The sequence below is a fragment of the Sphingobium sp. D43FB genome (genome assembly GCF_002312805.1).
In the GTDB taxonomy this organism is placed as follows: domain Bacteria; phylum Pseudomonadota; class Alphaproteobacteria; order Sphingomonadales; family Sphingomonadaceae; genus Sphingobium.
In genome coordinates this window covers 1-15,807 of sequence record NZ_NMUA01000046.1, presented here as the reverse complement: position 1 = coordinate 15,807, position 15,807 = coordinate 1, and the positions used below count along the sequence as shown (strand labels likewise).

Genomic DNA, 15,807 nt, shown 5'->3' with positions numbered 1-15,807 from the left:
TCCCTGGGGCCAGCGCTATCCCGCGATCGGCCAGAACTGGCGGCGTGCCTGGGGTGAGGTCATCCCGTTCTTCGCCTTCCCAGACGACGTGCGGCGGATCATTTACACGACGAACGCGATCGAGGCGCTGAACTCGAAGCTCAGGCGCGCGGTCCGGGCCAGGGGCCACTTCCCCAGCGACGAAGCTGCCACCAAATTGCTCTATCTGATCTTGAACAGGTCGGAAAAAGAGTGGAAAATGCCGCCACGTGAGTGGACCATGGCCAAGGCCCAGTTCGCCGTAATCTTCGGTGAGCGCTTCATCAGGGCCATGGCGGCGTAATGTTCAACCGCCCGGCCGCACACGGAAATCCTGACAGTCCCACCCTGCAGCCTGCGCATTGAAGCAGGGATCAAACCGCAGCCAATGTCGAACCTGAACAGGTGCACGCCCAACAAGCGCAGCGATGCGAGGTATCCACCAACTGTTGATCTGCAAGGGACCAAGATCATAAGAGCCATTGCTGTTACGAACTTCAGCGCCAATCCAGCCCGCTTCCTGATCACGCAATCCCCAAAGCGTTTTCTCGAGCCAGGGCTGACCAAGCGAGGCTTGCCGAATACAGGCGGAGACGGGACGCGGCAGCGCGCTGGCCGCATTGCGCCGAGCCGATGTCGTCGCTTGCGATGAAACAGGTGTGCGGATCGAAGGGTGCAATGCCTACCAGTGGGTATTCTGCTCGGCTGAGGCCATCGTCCATACCGCCGACTTTACCCGGGCAGGCCAAGTCGTGCGTGACATCATGAATGGCCACCAGCCCGACGTCTGGATATCTGACCGTTATACCGCCCAGCAAGGGCATGGCCGGCTGCACCAGACGTGTCTCGCCCACCTCGACCGAAAGGCCCGCTTTGTTGCCGAACATGGCAGCGATCTGACAGGCGTGCGTCTTCAGCTCTGGCTTGATCGTGCCTTCAGCCTCGCCCGAAGTATCGCCGAACTGGCCTCTTCCACCGTAAGAAGCCATAAGCGTAAGCTTGAGCGCGACCTCGGCGCCATCCTCGCCAGCGCGACCGATTGTCCGTTGGCCAGTGAACTGCTCGGCCAAATCCGCCGTGCCCGTGACCAATTGCTCACCTTCTGCGACTTTGCCGGAAAGGTCGATGCCACGAACAACGTGAGCGAGCGGGCGCTGAGGCCAAGCGTCATCCAGCGAAAAGTCACCAACGGCTATCGCGCCAAATGGGCTGCGGACGCGGAGGCCGCACTGCGGTCAACCGTCGACACCGCGCGCCTCACCGGACAACTGCCATTCCGCACCATCCTGGGCGCTATCTCCGCCTGAGCGACCCTACGAGGAGGTTGGTAGTTACTTCGAAAGTGTGGGGGTGGTGTACAATGCCATACTGATGACGGCAGTGCATAACAGCCTGGGGATGCCGTATGACGTCATCTGACCCTCCGGATAGCGGTTCCAGGCGTAGTGATCGAATTGGTCGGATCACTGTAAAGTGACAGCGCCGCAGCTGGGCCACCTTTGAGAAATGCAAAGAGCGCTCTCCCCGAATTGATCTCGGCGGCGGCGCTACGACTGACAGAAGTCCTGCTGTGCGGTTTGGTCCATCCAATGCGGCTCAGGGAGACTCTACACCCTCTGGTCTGGCGCGAAGTACTGAATTCAAATAGATACTCAGGCGGGACGGCAACTGCTAAGCGCTTTGCATGGGTCAGCTGAAGGGCAAATTTGGAGCGAAGCATGGGCAGTGACCTTATCGTTCGGGGCCATGGGAGGGTTCGGGTCGAGGTGCAGGAGAGTGATTTTCCCGGTTGATGCCGGTTTTCGGCGCTCTCCCTTCGGCGCGCGCATGGTCGGGAATGCCTGCGAGAAACCTGTCGAGCACCTGCGCGATGCTCCGGGCACCGTCGGCAAGATGCTCAGCCGCGCCACGGGGTGAGCGGTCACGATAGTGGTGTTGTCGATCGAGAGCCCAATCGCGCCGCTCGTTTCGGTCTCGCTCCTGCTCGGCCCTCAGACTTGCCAAATGGTCTTCCCGGCGTTTCGAAAAGGCATCTACGCGGTCAGTCTTCAACCGGCCCAACCCTTCCAACGAAGACGTCTTCTCTCCTGATTGGCGCTCAAGCTTGGCAATCAGTTCCTTGACGTTGTTGGTCCAGAGCCTGGCGCCGAATGCCGCGCGGGTGATAGCCGTGTAGAAATTCTGGGCGTTGACCAGCGGAGATTCGACGGGCGCTAGCACGAAAACGCGCGGATAGGTTTTGGACTGAGCGGAATAGACCGTCTCTGCATAACCATGATCCCAGGTCCGGTGTTCTGACAGATCAACCCGCTGCACGCGCCCATCTCGATCCCATCGTATCGTCGCTAAGGGGCCGTCAAGTTTCTCCACGGTGCCGCGCTCGGCATTGCGCAGACCAAGTTCGCGACTGACGAGCCGCCACTGGATACGGTCGCCCTCGGCGATTTCCCGTTCTTCAGGATTGAACACATTGATGTGACGGGCCCTTGTCGTCTGCGGATCCCAGCGTATGACGCGCCCCTGATCGTCGACAAAACGCACAACCTGGCGCCCATTGACCTCCCGGCCTAGTCCTGCGACGCGATAATCGGCGTGCTGTGCGATACCGTGGCCAGCGATGTCCCGATCAAAGCGCACCACCTGCCCCGCCCCGTAGAAGCGGGCCATATGCTTCTGGATATCGGTCAAGCCCGCCGGGGCCAGGATGGAAAACCGGCTGTCCTCGGCAGCCAGCCCATTCTCGTTTTTCAACACATCGCGAATCTTACTGTTGACGATCAGCCGGGTCGCATTGTCGAGAGCAAGGATATTGGTCCCTGTCCGTGATTCCGGCTTGAGCCGTATCCAGGCATTGACGACCTGCTCCGCCATCTTTTCATTGTCGTCGACGGTGTTGACGCTATCGAGCTTCGCCAATGCCTCGGCAAAGTTCCCCGTCCGCGCGGCTGTGACGGCGGCCTTGATTGATTTGGTTTCCTGCCGCACGGCGTGCGTCAACTCGACCGTTGGCAAGCCCAGCCTTCGCATCAACCAGAAGGGTTTACCCTGCTCGATTGCCCCTGTCTGTTTCTCGTCTCCAAGGAAAAGCAGCCGTGCGCCGGTTGTCCTGCTGATCTCCAGCATCCGCTGGGCCTGCCGGTTGCCGAGCTGCCCTGCTTCATCGAGAACCAGCACATGGCGGTCCGTGATCCCCTGCCCGCCGCGCGCGACGAAGCTGGCGACAGTATGAGACATGATGTTCGCCTTACTTCCCAGTTCCGCAGCGGCCGATGATGTGGGTGCTAATGCAATCAATGACGTTCCCGGCTCGGCCGCCTCAGCGAGAACTCTCACCAGCGTAGATTTTCCAGAACCGGCAACACCGTGAATCGCCGTGACCCGATCCCGCGTCAGCGCCGTCTCGACAAGTGCGCGCTGCTGCTGCGTGTTGAGCGACGTCCCGTCGAGCACGGCCAGCAAGCGATCGCTGGTGGCGATTGGACGCGCGTCATCAAGGCCAAGCGCGATATGCTGGGTCAATGCCAGCTCCAGACGCCACGACTTCCGGCTGGTGCGGCCACGGGTCAACAACCTGTCACCGGTCTGATCAGGGGTCGGCAGCAATTTGCGCAGGACCTCATGTGCTGCGATCCGGGGACGGATATGGTCGAGCCGGACTTCACCGACATAGGCAGCAAGACCAGTGCGCAATATATCGCCTAAATTGTTGACCGCCTCGGATGTCTCCAGTTGCCGCAAGCCGAAAAGAGCCGCACGCGACGCATCGCGTTCCGTGGGCGCCGGATGCTCCCCTTCCCGACCCCGCGCCAGCGCAGCAATCTCCTGCAGCGTTTCGAGACGCTGGCCTGTCCGCTGATGCCATTGCGCGCCGAGTTCTTCCTGGCTGATCTTAACCTTCGCCTTGCGGGTGGCGTAGAAGGAAGCACGCTGGGCTTTCTGTCCCACCAGACCATGCTCGCGCGCATGATCCTCGATCGCTTCGGCGCGCTGCGAGAATTGGTCAATCAGGTCCTTCGGCACGCCTTGTATCTCGAACAATCCGGAACGCGGATCAGCATCGATTTCGTAGCCCGCTTCGCGCAAGCCGAAAGCCAGCGCGTTGCGATAGATCTGCCCGGCCACGCGCTGTTCGCCATACATGACCCGGCTTTCGAGGCTTGCCATGGGATCGCCATTCTCGCGGTTCGTCATGTTGAGCACGACGAGATGCGTATGCAGATGCGGATCAAGTTCCCGGCTGCCATGCTCGGTAAAGCGAGCAACCAGGATCCGACCCGTTGTTTCATGAACAATCTTGCCCTCATCGCGGCGGCGCAACTGCGCCTGCTCCTCCAGATAGGAAATAGCTGCGGTCACCCCGTCCTCATGGGCGGCAAGCACGCGTTCGTCACCTGCCACCAGCCCCATGATCGAAACCGACTTTGGCGCATTGACCGCAAAATCCCAACCGGGGTGATGCTGAATTTCGCCATCCGCGCGGTGCCGCCCGAGTTGTTGATCGCCGACTTTTCCAGCAAGAAGGTCGCGCAGCAGCTTCGGATCAACAGCGCCGAAGAGGCCGAGATCGGCTGCAAGCTGCCCACTCCATGCAGACGGTTCATTGCCGCCCTTGGTGTAGTAATCGCCAACCGTGTAGTAGCGGGCGATATTGGCTGGTGTACCATGGAGACGTTGCGGCTGGATCATGCTGGCCTCGCCCGCTCACGCGGTCCGTCATCCCGGCCATGCTGGACAAGATCGGACCGGATTTCTCCCTGCCTGCCGGCAAGGATCGTCCAAAGGGTGCGGGCGGGCGCAGGAAGCTCGGCATTCTCGTCATTGAGCAATATATCTTCCACGCGCTGCGGGTCGATGTTCTGCGCTGGAAGCGTAAACAGTTCCGGCTGCGGTGGTGGCGTCGGGACGGATTCTGAAGATACCGAAGGCTTCGCTGGCTTGATCTCGCCATGTGTCGCCGGCGGAGATGACTGCGTGGCTTCCCGCTCCATCGCTTCGCGAACACGCGCTTCGGCGTGAGCGATGCGAACGAGCATCCCGGCCTTGTCGATCTGAATGGGGGGCGTCGTGCGTTCGAGGAAAGCTGGTCCCAACGATGGTACATTGTTGAACCGGCTATCGAACCTCACCACGGGCAAATTGCGGCCGAAGCGCAGGAAGCCCACCAGGTTTGGCAGGTTGGTGACCTCGGTCGACATGACCAGTGGCCGCGTCACCTGCATCCGCGACAGATTGACCCCATCGCGCATGTCGTTGACCCCATAGGACATGCCCTCGTTGGCTTCGACCTGTTCGACCTGACCAAGGTTGATCGAAACATGCTCGGCGGTATCGGTGTCGTTCGCGCGCAGCGCCACCCAGGTCGAGCAATAGCCAGTGATAGCGGCCGCATCGTCCTTGCCGTAGGTCGCCTTGAGCTGGGGATAGGACTGGAAGCCCAATATGCCGCACCCCCCATATTTGCGGGCACGGGCGAGAAAGTCCGAGAGCGACGGCAGCTTATGCAGCGTCGGCAGTTCATCGATCACGCAATAAAGCCGTCGGTCGCGATCGGGCGCCAGGCTCATGATCGCGCTGATTGCGATGTCGAGCCAGACGGTGATAAGCGGGCGTAGCGAGGGAAGCTGGTCGGCTTTCACTGTGATGAAGAGCCAGCTTCCATCAGCGCCCTTTTCCACCCAGTCTCGGATCGAGAAGCCGTCTTCGGTATCATCGAGATAGCCGAAGCTGCGCATGACCGATGCAAGTTCGGCCTGGATGCCGGCGGATGTCCGTTCGCCTTCGGTGCTGATGAAGGCGGCGGCATCAGTGCCGGTGACAAAGGCGGCGAGGTCCTTCAGTTTGGAGCGCAGCAGACGATCGAGCAGCACCGATACATAGGTATGTTTCTGGCGCGCCAGCTTGCGCATGACCGCAACCAGCGTGCCCCGCGCCGCCTTCGCCCAGAAGGGATCGCCATGCTTGTCGGGAATGGTCGATTCCGCGATCTGATCATAATGATAATCGCGTGGCACATCGACCCAGGGCGACCAGCGCGCCGCGCGTTGGTCGAGTGGGTTGAGCAACATGTCAGTGCCCTGCCGATAGAATTTCTCGACGAAGGTACCGGCGGTATCATAGACGATGGCGCGCCGACCCGATTTGCGGATGCCGTCGAGCATGCCGACGATGAGGTTTGTCTTTCCCGTGCCAGGCGCACCGCACAGCAGGATATGCTCAGGCTCATAGGCCTCAGGCACCGGCACATTGCCGATCACCAGAGGTCCCTTGGTCTGTCGCCATAGCGCACGTTTCACCTGGCGGATCGTGCCGAACCTTGCCCCTCGCAGATATTCGTTGGAGCCAAGGCCCCTACCCGTCCGGGTGAAGTAGAACCAGGCCCAGGCGAGCATAACAAGGGTGAACAGGCCAGAGAGCAGTGCGCCATGCAGCAGATAGACTTCAAATGCATGCATGGTCTTTTTCGCAAGGGTGGAGGCAACCAGCCAGTCCGCCGAGGTCCAGTAAGCCTGGCCTTCGGGGGTGCGAAACTGCACCGGATCATTGGTCCCGGCGGCCGCATCCACCTTGATCGTCGCCTCAGCCAGTTTGACCAGAACGAACCGCTCATACTCGGTCGATTTCTCGAACGCATACCAGAGTGTGCCGATGATCCAGATGATGAAACCCGCTAATATGGTCTGATAAAAGACCTGGGTCGTCATGCGGACATTGTGGACGATCGCCTGGCCACCGCGCGTCCAGGAGCCTAATGTGTCGTTGCGAAAGATGCTCATGGGATCTCCTCCCCGCCAAGCAGTCCGCGTTCGGCAAGGATCATTCGGGCTTGCGCCATGCCCTGTTCCAGCGCTTTGGGGGATTGCTGGCCGACGGACGTCGCGACAATCGATAGGATCTGGATCGACGTGGCGAGGATTTCATCCTGGGAGGAGAAAACATAGCGTTTGCGCTCATCGACCGCCTGTTCAAGGAGCTGACGGATGAACCCCGATAAGGACAGGTTCGCACCGAGCGCACGGCGCATCAAGGCGGCATGCAGCGATTCATCGAGGCGGAAATTAAGCTTGGGCAAGCGAAGGGTCTCCTTATCCAGAGACCTTCGAAAATATCATGAAGCGGTCGCATATTACCGGAATGGCAATATTGGCGCAAGCCGCCCTATCACCAGATTGATCCAGAGATTGAGCGCTGAGGATATGTGCCGACAGGAACAGGCTGAGCAGCTCAATCAGTTGCCTCTGATGATGATGGACGGCGGCGGCGTTCCGCCTGTCTCGTCGCGGTATCGACGGATTTCGCCGATCCCCAGTCTGATCTTCTTGGCTACAACGTCCGACATGCGCCGCACCTCACTGGGCGTATCGAGACCAGGGACGCCCTCCAGAAACTCGGCCAGCAAAATCGTGAGCATCTGACAGACTTCGGCTGAGCCGATATAGAGTGTGTCCCCCTTCCCCGCTTCCGGAGAGTGCTGCCTTTGCGCCGACACTTCGCAGATGGCCTTGACCACCGCCCGGCGGAGGTCGCTGATATATTCCTCGTTCAATTCCGTCATGGCGCTATCCTTTCTGCCGCGGCAAAAAGACCATGAATTCGGCCAGGATTCAACGGGCGGTGACCTGCCGTCACAGCATTCTGGGATCCGCAATGGCGTACGACGCGTATCACGAAATTCCCGAAGTCATTTCAATACGATATGTGGCCCCGTGTGAGCCCTGTGTTCCGCGTACGACAGCCCACCGGTTCGACGTGTGACATGTGATACAGACTTATCTCGATGTTTTCAGGGCATAATGCGCCCGCAGCACCCGTGCGTAGGGTCCATTACAAAACGGCCTTGCGCCGTGCGTCCCGCCTTACGCAGCGCGCTCGCGCTGCGCTGCCTCGTGCCGGTAGGCGCGGGGCTACCTTTCTGCTGGTTTCCAGGGATCGATATCGGGGTGGTTTGAGGGTAGAGCTCATGAGCTTTTTCTCCCAGAATTTAAAAAAGGAGGCCGGATATAAGGCCCGGTCCCGAGAGCGTGATTACCGTCATCAGGAGATTTAACGCCGGGCTTCGCATGCCAGCATCGCTGCCTCGCCGGCGCGCCGTACACCCCGCCAGTTCCCCAGGAAGCGGCAAGCCGCTCTTGCTTTGGCCCGTCGATATGGCAAAGTTGCATGCGACGGGCAGCCCATCGGGGAAGGACGATGGAAATGCCGAAGATGACCGAAAGGGATCGGCTTGCCGATCTCGAAACACGTCAGCGCAAGCTGACGGAAGATCTGGAAACCGCCCGCCGCGCTCTGCGCGGCAAATATGCAGCCATGGTGAACGACGTGCCGATCGAGACGCTGACGGAACGTGAGTTCCGCGAACTTCTGATGCAGGCGATCCGGGTTGGTGGCAGCGCAGCGCTGACGGCCCTGAAGAAGTTGCCGCCGGTGACCTGACCCGCCGCGAAGCGGCAATCTGAAGATGACCGGCAGGGGTGGAGCATAAGAAGCCCATTCCTGTCGGTATCAGAGCGCAGGATGACGATGCGGTCTTCCGGGCAAACCAGATAGGGACGAAGCATCCCCGTTCTGCACATCCACGGATATTGGCGAGACTTCCCCTGCTCTGATCATTCTAGATGATAAAGCCATAGGAGGTATTCCGCGCTATGGCCCACCCCTCCTCAGATGGTCACGCTGAACGTTTCCGCGACGACCCGCCCTTCCAAACCGCACCCGAAGGGTGTCCCTGCGACGAGCACGGCGAAGCCGCGCGCAGGAGGCCGGGACCGCGCTGGCGGTTCCGCATCGCACCTGCGACGGGCCCGCTTGCGGGTCCCTAAGCGGGGGCGAGTGCTACGCTCGAAAAAGAAATGAGGATCGGCCCGACAAAGCGGACCGATCCTCCCGAGGCGTCACTGTGCTTCCCATTCCTGATCGCTCCGTCTGACAAACCGCGCCGGAACACGCTTCTCTTTGACGAGCCTCGCGAGGTGCGATTGCAATCCCGATCCTTCGCAGACCAGCGCCTCGACGGGACGGAGGCCCACCATCTGCTCGTTGCGGACAAAGCCCGCCCGTTTGCCAAGCTTCGCACTGAGCCGGAATGTGATGAGCGTCACCTTGCGCGACGCTGCCCAGGCTGCGGCCATGGCGTCGCACCCCTTGTCCTGCGCAGTCGTCGCCAGCACCATCATCGGATTTCGGGATTTGGCTTCATCGAGCTTGCCCCAGATGAGGTGGTCGTCGAACCAGCATTCCGCTCCTCCTGAGAAGATCACGATGGGTCCTTGCGGGTTGTGCGCATCAGTTCTGCGCTGACGACGGGCGGCGAGGAAATCGGTGGCGGCAATAACCGACGCGGTGCGCTTGCTCGATACCAGCGACCCCTTGGGCGCGGACCATGGCCGTCCGGTTTCGGTGTGGAAGACGTCAGCGGCATGGTCGCGCATGCACCGCAGCGCATCGGTAGCTTCGTCGAGATATTCAAGTTCGTCGCGTGCCTGTTCGAGTTCGACGCTGTGGATTTCGCTGCCATCGGCGCGACGCAGCAGGTCCTGGACCTCGCGTATCGCCTTGTCGGCCTGGCCCTCCCACTGGTCAGCGACGTGATGGAAGCTGTTGACGATGCCCCATGCCAGGCGTTGCGCGGCGGGTTCCAAACGCGTGTCCCGCAGGACGTCGAAAAGCGTCGTGACGATCAGTTCGACGGCGAGTTGTGCCTCCCTCGGATCGGGCATGTCGGTCGCCATCTCCTCACCGCCTCGCCCGATGCGGACACCATCTAGATCGGACGCGAAGGCGGCGTGGAAATCGTCGGTGGTGGCCGCTGTCTCCTGCGTGATGAATGCGGCGATGTCGGAAAATGTGCGGTCAGACTGGTTGATCTTCGTCATGTGAACCTCCTGTTGAAACGAAAGAGGTTCCCCCTTGGGCACGGGCTCCGAGCGGCGGGGTCAAGGATCGCGGAACGCGACCGGCGCAGCCGGCGATGGGGGTCACGATTTTTTGGGGCGGCCACAAGGGTGGAAGGCTGGACGCAATGCCTGACCCGCCCCGAAAAATGGTGGGGCCCCGTCGTCCTTGAGGCCGACGCGGTCCCGTGCCACCCTTGGAATTCTTGAGAGAGAGAAGAGGCGTTGCGAATCTGGGGCTCGATGCCCCTGATTCGCAAATGGGTGCCTCCAGGCGATGGCCTCGCAGGGAAGTGCCGGCAACGCTTACCCTGATCGCCAAGGTAGCATCTGTTCCATGAAAAAGGGGACAGCACACGTAGCGCTGTCCCCGAACGGAATGCAAACGATGTATTGTCAGGCGGCACGGCGAAGTCGGTTGCGTTGGGGCGGAGCGACCTTTTCGACCGGCACCTGGTCGGCCTTGCGGAAGGCATGGATCGGAACGCCGGCCTTGCGCAGGGCCTGATAAAGATTGGCCTGAATACCCGATCCCTCACCCAGCAAGGCTTCGACGGGTTTCAGGTCCACAAGCTTGCGATTGCGGGCGAAGGGCGCACCGCGCCCCGACCCCGTCAGCGAATATGTCACAAGTTGCACCTCCCGATTGCCCGCCCAAGAGGCCACGATCGCGTCGAAGCCCTTGCGCTGCGCAGTCGTCACCAGTGTCATATGCGGGATACGTTCGAGGATCGTGTCGAGCCGATCCCAGAGCAATTGCCAGTCATGCCATTCCGCATGGCCTGAGGCGATGACGATCGGTCCGCGGGGGCGGTATCGCTCGCGTTCGACCAGTTCCCGGGCACGCAGGAAATCCTGTATCGACACCTGCGTAGCGGTAGCGGCATTCGAGACGCGCGATCCACGCGCCGGCGACCAGGGGCGACCCGATAGCACGCGGAAAGTTTCAGCGGCATAATCGCGCATGCACTCGACCGCCTCGCGCTGTTCGGTCAGCGACTGGCACAGGAGCTGTTTCTCCTCGAGTTCGCTGTTGAAAACCTCGGAAGGCTCGATCCGTCGGATCATATCGCGCAGCTCATTGGCCAGCATGTCTTCCTGTCGTTCAAGCTTGCCAGCTACGAAGTGGAAGCTGTTGACCATGCCCCAGGCGATCTCGGGCGCGAGCGCGTCCAGGCGGGTATCGGTCAAAAGATCGAAGATTGTGGCGATCACACCCGCGCAATCGGCCTGCGCGTGGAGCGGTTCGGGCATATCATGCTCGCCCGGCTCGTCGCCCGGCGTGATGATCGAAAGCGGGATGGGATCGCCAAAAGCGCGTTTGAATTCCGGTGTCGCCGTCATCTGTGCAAACAGTGTCGGCAGGTCTGCAAAGTGGCTGATACTGTGCGAATGGTCATGGGTCATGGGACTTCTCCTCATCATGGAAAAGGAAACAGGGGCGCGAACGCGCAACAGCGTCCCGCCCCATTATGTCGATCAGTGCATGTTCGCCCGTACGCTGGCGAAAGCGGTTGAGCGCGTCAGGACGGCATCGACGATTTGCGCCGCATGGGGCGCAAAGGGCGTGCCTTCGAGCAGGTCATAGATAGCAGCGATGATCTCGCCGCATGTAACGCCGCCAGGGATCTCCGGCGAGCGGATCGCAAGCGTGTTTCGGGGTGCCAGCAGGTCCCGGATAGCGGGACTGGCGATAATCGCGGCGCAGAGCGCCGAGAGATCGGACAACGGCGCGATGTCATGAAAAGAAGGAAGCGGCATGGACTGTCTCCTCATGCGAAGAAAGGAAAAGGGCCGGGGAGGCCTGACGCCTCCCCGGCCCCGAACGGGTTCCGATCAACGAGTGATCAGAACGGGTCCTCCTCGCCGAACGCTGCGCCCGCCCCGGCCAGTTCGCCGTCAGCCCCTGCGGTGCTGTCGCCGAAGCCGCCTTCGTCGCGCGAACCGCGATCGTCATAATTGGTGCGGCTGGTCCCCATGCTGCCCCCGAAGTCGGAGCGCATGGTGTCGCGCCGCCATGCGACCATGTAGCCGCCATGATCGGCCGGGAAGAGCGCGATCGGCAGCGGTTCAGGCAGGCTGGGATCGTCGATATTGCCGGCAAGGAAGACCTCGCCGGTGCGCTTGGACGCAGCCTCCCACAATGCGCCGACCTGAACCCAGCGACGCGCGACGTTGAGAGCCAGGATTTCGTAGACCGGAGCCTTCTCATTCTCGCTCATGACCTTGCGCAGCCCGATGCGCGGGAGATCGATCGTGCGAGTGGCGATCGAGCCCGTCAGGCGGCCGTTCTGATTGAAGATTTCACCGATGTTCATCGTCTTGACCTTTCGAATGTCGCTCGAAATCCATTTTCCGGCGACACCCTCCCCGTCCCTTCTCTCCTCTCTGTCCCGCCCTTGCCCCCCCGCGCCGCCCGTCGAAGGAACAGCGCTCCCCATCCTTCCCGCGACGCTCGCCCCTCCGCCACCCGCAGCCCTGCGACCGGCCCACAATTCAGCGCAAAACCCCGGCAGGACGGGTCGCCAATACAGCCCTGCCGGGGGCAGCGCAGGTGGATGGCGCGCGAGGCTGAAGGCGCGGTGGGGCTACGGTCGGGCGAATAGCGGTAGCGGTGCGCATGGTGAGATCATGCCGCCATCGCCAGCCAGCGATCCGGCCAGGCCGGCGGCCTTGTCGTCACCCGATAGGCCTGCAAGGGCACGATCCCGCGAATGACATAATGTGGGATGCCCGTGTCCCGCCGAAGGTTGATGGCGATTTTATAGGCGTGATCGAATGAGCATAAGCGGCGCCGGCAAGGTGACAACCGGGCGGGCAGATCGGACGAGGGCATCATGGCCTCCATGCTGGAATAGGTTCAGGTAGCGATTGACCGATCGGCATCGACCGCCTCAGCGGATTTAAGTGCAAGCAGGCTTTGAAGCGTGACGGTTGTGCGATTTGCCCGCCGGGTCCTGGGGCCTCGGACGGGCCTGGCCGGATCATTGAACCGGCAGCCGATGCGCGCGGCATGCTTACCGATGACGGCGGGATCGCGGCCAAGCGCCTGGGCGACATCGACCATCGAGACGCCATGGGTCCAGGCGTTGCGGATCGCCCGGTCCTCATGCGCGCTGAATGCGCGCATGAAGCCATGCACCAGCCCCAGACGGTTGGCATGATAAAGGACAGCGCGCACGCCGCGACCAAGGTCCCGGGCAAGTTCCCGTGTCGGGACCTTGCCATAATCCGCTCGCAACCGGGCTTCGTCCTCGGCCGTCCAGACAGGTCCCTGCCGAAACCCGTCGCGGCGTACATGCGTGCCGCGCAAGCCAAGCGCCTCTGCACGCCAGCGGATGGAATGCGGGCTGCGGCCAAGCCGCTCCCGCAGGGGCGTAAGGCTCGCCCCGGTAGCGTAGGCGTGGCGCAGCAGCTCGTCTTCCTCGATGATCCACGGCCTGCCCCACCCTCTGCCGTAGCCCAGTTTGCGAAGGCGTTGGCCAAGGCTGCGACTGTTCCGGGCCGGAAATCCCTCAGAAGCGAGCGCCCTGGCAATGACGACATAGGGCACGCCGGTGGCCGCGAGTGCGAGTGCGCGAGCCATTTCCGCGTCGCTCCAGTCGTCCGGCTGGCAGGCATGGCGCAGACCCAGCGCCGAAGCGCGGGAGATGACGCCAGCGAAGGGACGGCCGATGAAGCTGGCAATCTGGGCGACGGGAACACCCTTGGCGTACCCGGCGCGAAGCTGTGCATCTTCCCAACCACTATACGGCGGCGATCCGGGCTCGGAGAGTCCGAGCAGTTGCGCACGGGCATAGAGGGCGCTCACAGCGCGGCCGAGGCGGGCAGCCAGTGTCGCGGTTGGTTCGTGCGTATAGCAGCGCGCCAATTCCTCATCCTCCCACGCGATCCAGGATCGCCGCGAGTTTCGGCGAAGGCCAAGATCATAGATGCGCGTGGCGATGCTGGCACGAGATCGGCCCAGCATTGTGGCAATCTCCTCTAGCGTGCCGTCATCGACGAAGGCGGCCCGCAAGCGCTGCGTTTCATCGGGGAGCCATGCGTCGGCACGGAAAGCCAACTCGGCAAGTGGCGCGGTTGTACCCGTTTGCTGGTCAGGGACGAACGGGGTGAGTTCGACGATATCAGCATCAAGATCGAAGCTTGTCTCTTTCATGGCACTCTCCGTTCAGACCAGGCCGATAACGGGCGTATCGACGACACGCAGGCGCAACCGGGCCGACAGCCGCGCGATCCGCGTATCGCCGCGCGGCATGGTGTCGGACGCACCGATCGCGGCGAGCAGGTCGAGCCCGGCATCGATATCGTTCGCAGGGAGGGCAAGGTGCCGCACCAGATCGTCAGCCGTGGTGGCGTTGGGCGCTATGCTGCCCAGCGCGCCGACAATCCGTGCAGCAGCGGGGGCGGCGGGATCGAGGAGGAAGGCGTCGAGCGCACGTTGGCCTCGCATGGTCCCCCGATCGCCCCTTGTCGGCATGACCTCGCGCAGGGCGTCAAGATCGAGCAGGGTCCGGCTTTCATCGGCATCAAGATCGGCGGCAGCGACGAGATCGGGCGTGCGCCCGATATGGGGGGTGATTGTCTGATCAATCTTCGCCAGCACCGGGATCGCCGCGAGCGCGGGGCCAAAGGCGAAGAACTCGCCGGGCGGAAGCTGGCGCAGCAACGCCGCCTGATCGCTGCCGAACCCCAGAAGGTCGGCAGCGCGCGCGACATCGCGGTCGAAGACGTTGAGGCCGATCAGATGATTGTGAAGTTCGGAAACCACCGAACTTGCGAGCTTGGCGAGACGCTGGGTCGCGATGATCGTACCGATCCCGCGCTTGCGACCCCGCGCGCACATATCCGTCAAGGTGGCGACCCCGATGCGGCGGGTTTCCGCGTCGCGGGCCGAGGCTGCCATATGCGGCGCGAGCAGATGCGCTTCGTCGATACATACCAGCACCGTGTGGGCCCAATGTTCGCGCGGTGTCGAGAGCAGGCCCGCAAAGAAGGCCGCCGCTTTCTCGATGCGATGATCGGGCTCCAGATCGGTAAGGTCGAGATGGAGGGCGATACGATGCTGCCGCGTTCGCAGCGCGAGCGCTGTGAGACCATCATTGGCATATTCGCGTGCGATGACCGTCGTTGCGCCGATATGCGTAGCAAGGTTGGCGAACTCGCCTTCCGGGTCGACAATGATGGTGGTGAGATAGTCGAAGGCTTCTTCGATGATCCGCCGCAGCGTCTGGCTTTTGCCCGCGCCCGAAGATCCTTGAATCAGACAGCGCCCCGACATCAGCTTGCCGAGATCCAGTTCGAGCGGACCCGTCGAAGAGCGGCCGAGCGGGACTTTCGTGTCACGGGTGAAATCATGGTTGGCGATGGTCATCTGATGTCCTTCTTCACCCGGCGTCGCGCAGAGCGGCCGGAGATGCTGGTCGAGGGAATGGGCTTGACGCGATAAGTGGCTGGCGGCCTGGCGATCAGGGATGCTTGTGCTGCGATCCCTCGATCGACTGTTCGGACAGCGTGGCGTCCTTTTCACAGGCCTCGCAAAAAGCTGCGTCGAACACAGAACCGAGCGCCCAGTCCTGGGCATCATCGTCCCAACGCGCCCAGGCATCGCGCATCACCTCGGCGCTGCCACATGCAGAACAGCGGATCGTGATCCTGGCAGCGGGGTTTGCGGCATTGACCGATTTCCCGGCGTCGCCCGTTGCCTCCCCCTGCCCGGCCGCGAAGACAGGGAATCGATCGCAAGGCGGTTCATCACGGTCGAAGCTCAGCCAATTCGCTCCAGCCTTGCGGGCGTCCGACAGCAAAGCCCAGAATTCAGGCGAAAGCCCATCGGGGCGATCGGGCCAGTCATCGATGAAGCCAAGATGGACCCAGAAGCCATATTGGTGGGCCTCGATCG

General features: G+C 61.9%; 14 protein-coding genes. 3 read left to right on the top strand and 11 right to left on the bottom strand.

Annotated elements, in window-relative coordinates; translation table 11 throughout:
- A partial coding sequence (locus SxD43FB_RS21250; protein ID WP_141249579.1) for a transposase occupies window positions 1-322 on the top strand: 322 nt, incomplete at its 5' end.
- A gap of 355 nt (window positions 323-677) precedes the next feature.
- Complete coding sequence (locus SxD43FB_RS21240; RefSeq protein WP_235209790.1) at window positions 678-1,325, top strand: transposase; 648 nt, start codon at window positions 678-680, stop codon at window positions 1,323-1,325.
- 424 nt (window positions 1,326-1,749) lie between these two features.
- On the opposite strand, the gene mobF is transcribed toward SxD43FB_RS21240, so the two are convergent.
- The 4 genes from mobF to SxD43FB_RS21220 form a co-directional block, all read right to left on the bottom strand.
- Window positions 1,750-4,704: a MobF family relaxase gene (gene mobF, locus SxD43FB_RS21235; RefSeq protein ID WP_043152370.1), complete on the bottom strand. Its 2,955-nt coding sequence runs from the start codon at window positions 4,702-4,704 to the stop codon at window positions 1,750-1,752.
- Entirely contained in the window at window positions 4,701-6,791 is a 2,091-nt protein-coding gene (locus tag SxD43FB_RS21230) for a type IV secretion system DNA-binding domain-containing protein (protein WP_043152368.1), read from the bottom strand. The genes mobF and SxD43FB_RS21230 overlap by 4 nt, the downstream gene beginning before the upstream one ends.
- On the bottom strand, window positions 6,788-7,087 hold the full coding sequence (locus tag SxD43FB_RS21225) for a CopG family transcriptional regulator (protein ID WP_043152366.1): 300 nt from the start codon (window positions 7,085-7,087) through the stop codon (window positions 6,788-6,790). Before SxD43FB_RS21225 ends, SxD43FB_RS21230 begins: the two co-directional genes overlap by 4 nt.
- A gap of 156 nt (window positions 7,088-7,243) precedes the next feature.
- Window positions 7,244-7,570, bottom strand: coding sequence for a hypothetical protein (locus tag SxD43FB_RS21220; protein WP_043152364.1), 327 nt, complete (start codon window positions 7,568-7,570; stop codon window positions 7,244-7,246).
- Window positions 7,571-8,211: 641 nt separating this feature from the next.
- Here SxD43FB_RS21220 and SxD43FB_RS21215 point away from each other — a divergent pair.
- Window positions 8,212-8,448, top strand: coding sequence for a hypothetical protein (locus SxD43FB_RS21215; RefSeq protein WP_232016437.1), 237 nt, complete (start codon window positions 8,212-8,214; stop codon window positions 8,446-8,448).
- A 458-nt stretch (window positions 8,449-8,906) separates the two neighbouring features.
- Here the strand turns inward: SxD43FB_RS21215 and SxD43FB_RS21210 are convergent, their stop codons facing one another.
- From SxD43FB_RS21210 to SxD43FB_RS21175, 7 genes are all read right to left on the bottom strand, one after another.
- A complete protein-coding gene (locus SxD43FB_RS21210) occupies window positions 8,907-9,887 on the bottom strand; it encodes a DUF2493 domain-containing protein (protein WP_096063869.1) in 981 nt (326 codons plus the stop codon).
- Window positions 9,888-10,301: 414 nt separating this feature from the next.
- On the bottom strand, window positions 10,302-11,312 hold the full coding sequence (locus tag SxD43FB_RS21205; RefSeq protein ID WP_096063868.1) for a DUF2493 domain-containing protein: 1,011 nt from the start codon (window positions 11,310-11,312) through the stop codon (window positions 10,302-10,304).
- A 72-nt stretch (window positions 11,313-11,384) separates the two neighbouring features.
- Window positions 11,385-11,666 (bottom strand): hypothetical protein, encoded by a 282-nt coding sequence (locus SxD43FB_RS21200; protein ID WP_096063867.1) that lies wholly within the window; start codon window positions 11,664-11,666, stop codon window positions 11,385-11,387.
- Window positions 11,667-11,752: 86 nt separating this feature from the next.
- On the bottom strand, window positions 11,753-12,223 hold the full coding sequence (locus SxD43FB_RS21195) for a DUF736 domain-containing protein (RefSeq protein WP_037480224.1): 471 nt from the start codon (window positions 12,221-12,223) through the stop codon (window positions 11,753-11,755).
- 542 nt (window positions 12,224-12,765) lie between these two features.
- On the bottom strand, window positions 12,766-14,064 hold the full coding sequence (locus tag SxD43FB_RS21185; protein ID WP_096063865.1) for a hypothetical protein: 1,299 nt from the start codon (window positions 14,062-14,064) through the stop codon (window positions 12,766-12,768).
- A gap of 12 nt (window positions 14,065-14,076) precedes the next feature.
- Window positions 14,077-15,279, bottom strand: coding sequence for a type IV secretory system conjugative DNA transfer family protein (locus SxD43FB_RS21180; protein ID WP_096063864.1), 1,203 nt, complete (start codon window positions 15,277-15,279; stop codon window positions 14,077-14,079).
- Window positions 15,280-15,373: 94 nt separating this feature from the next.
- Window positions 15,374-15,807, bottom strand: a 434-nt coding sequence (locus tag SxD43FB_RS21175) for a hypothetical protein (RefSeq protein WP_141249578.1), incomplete at its 5' end; no start/stop codon positions are given.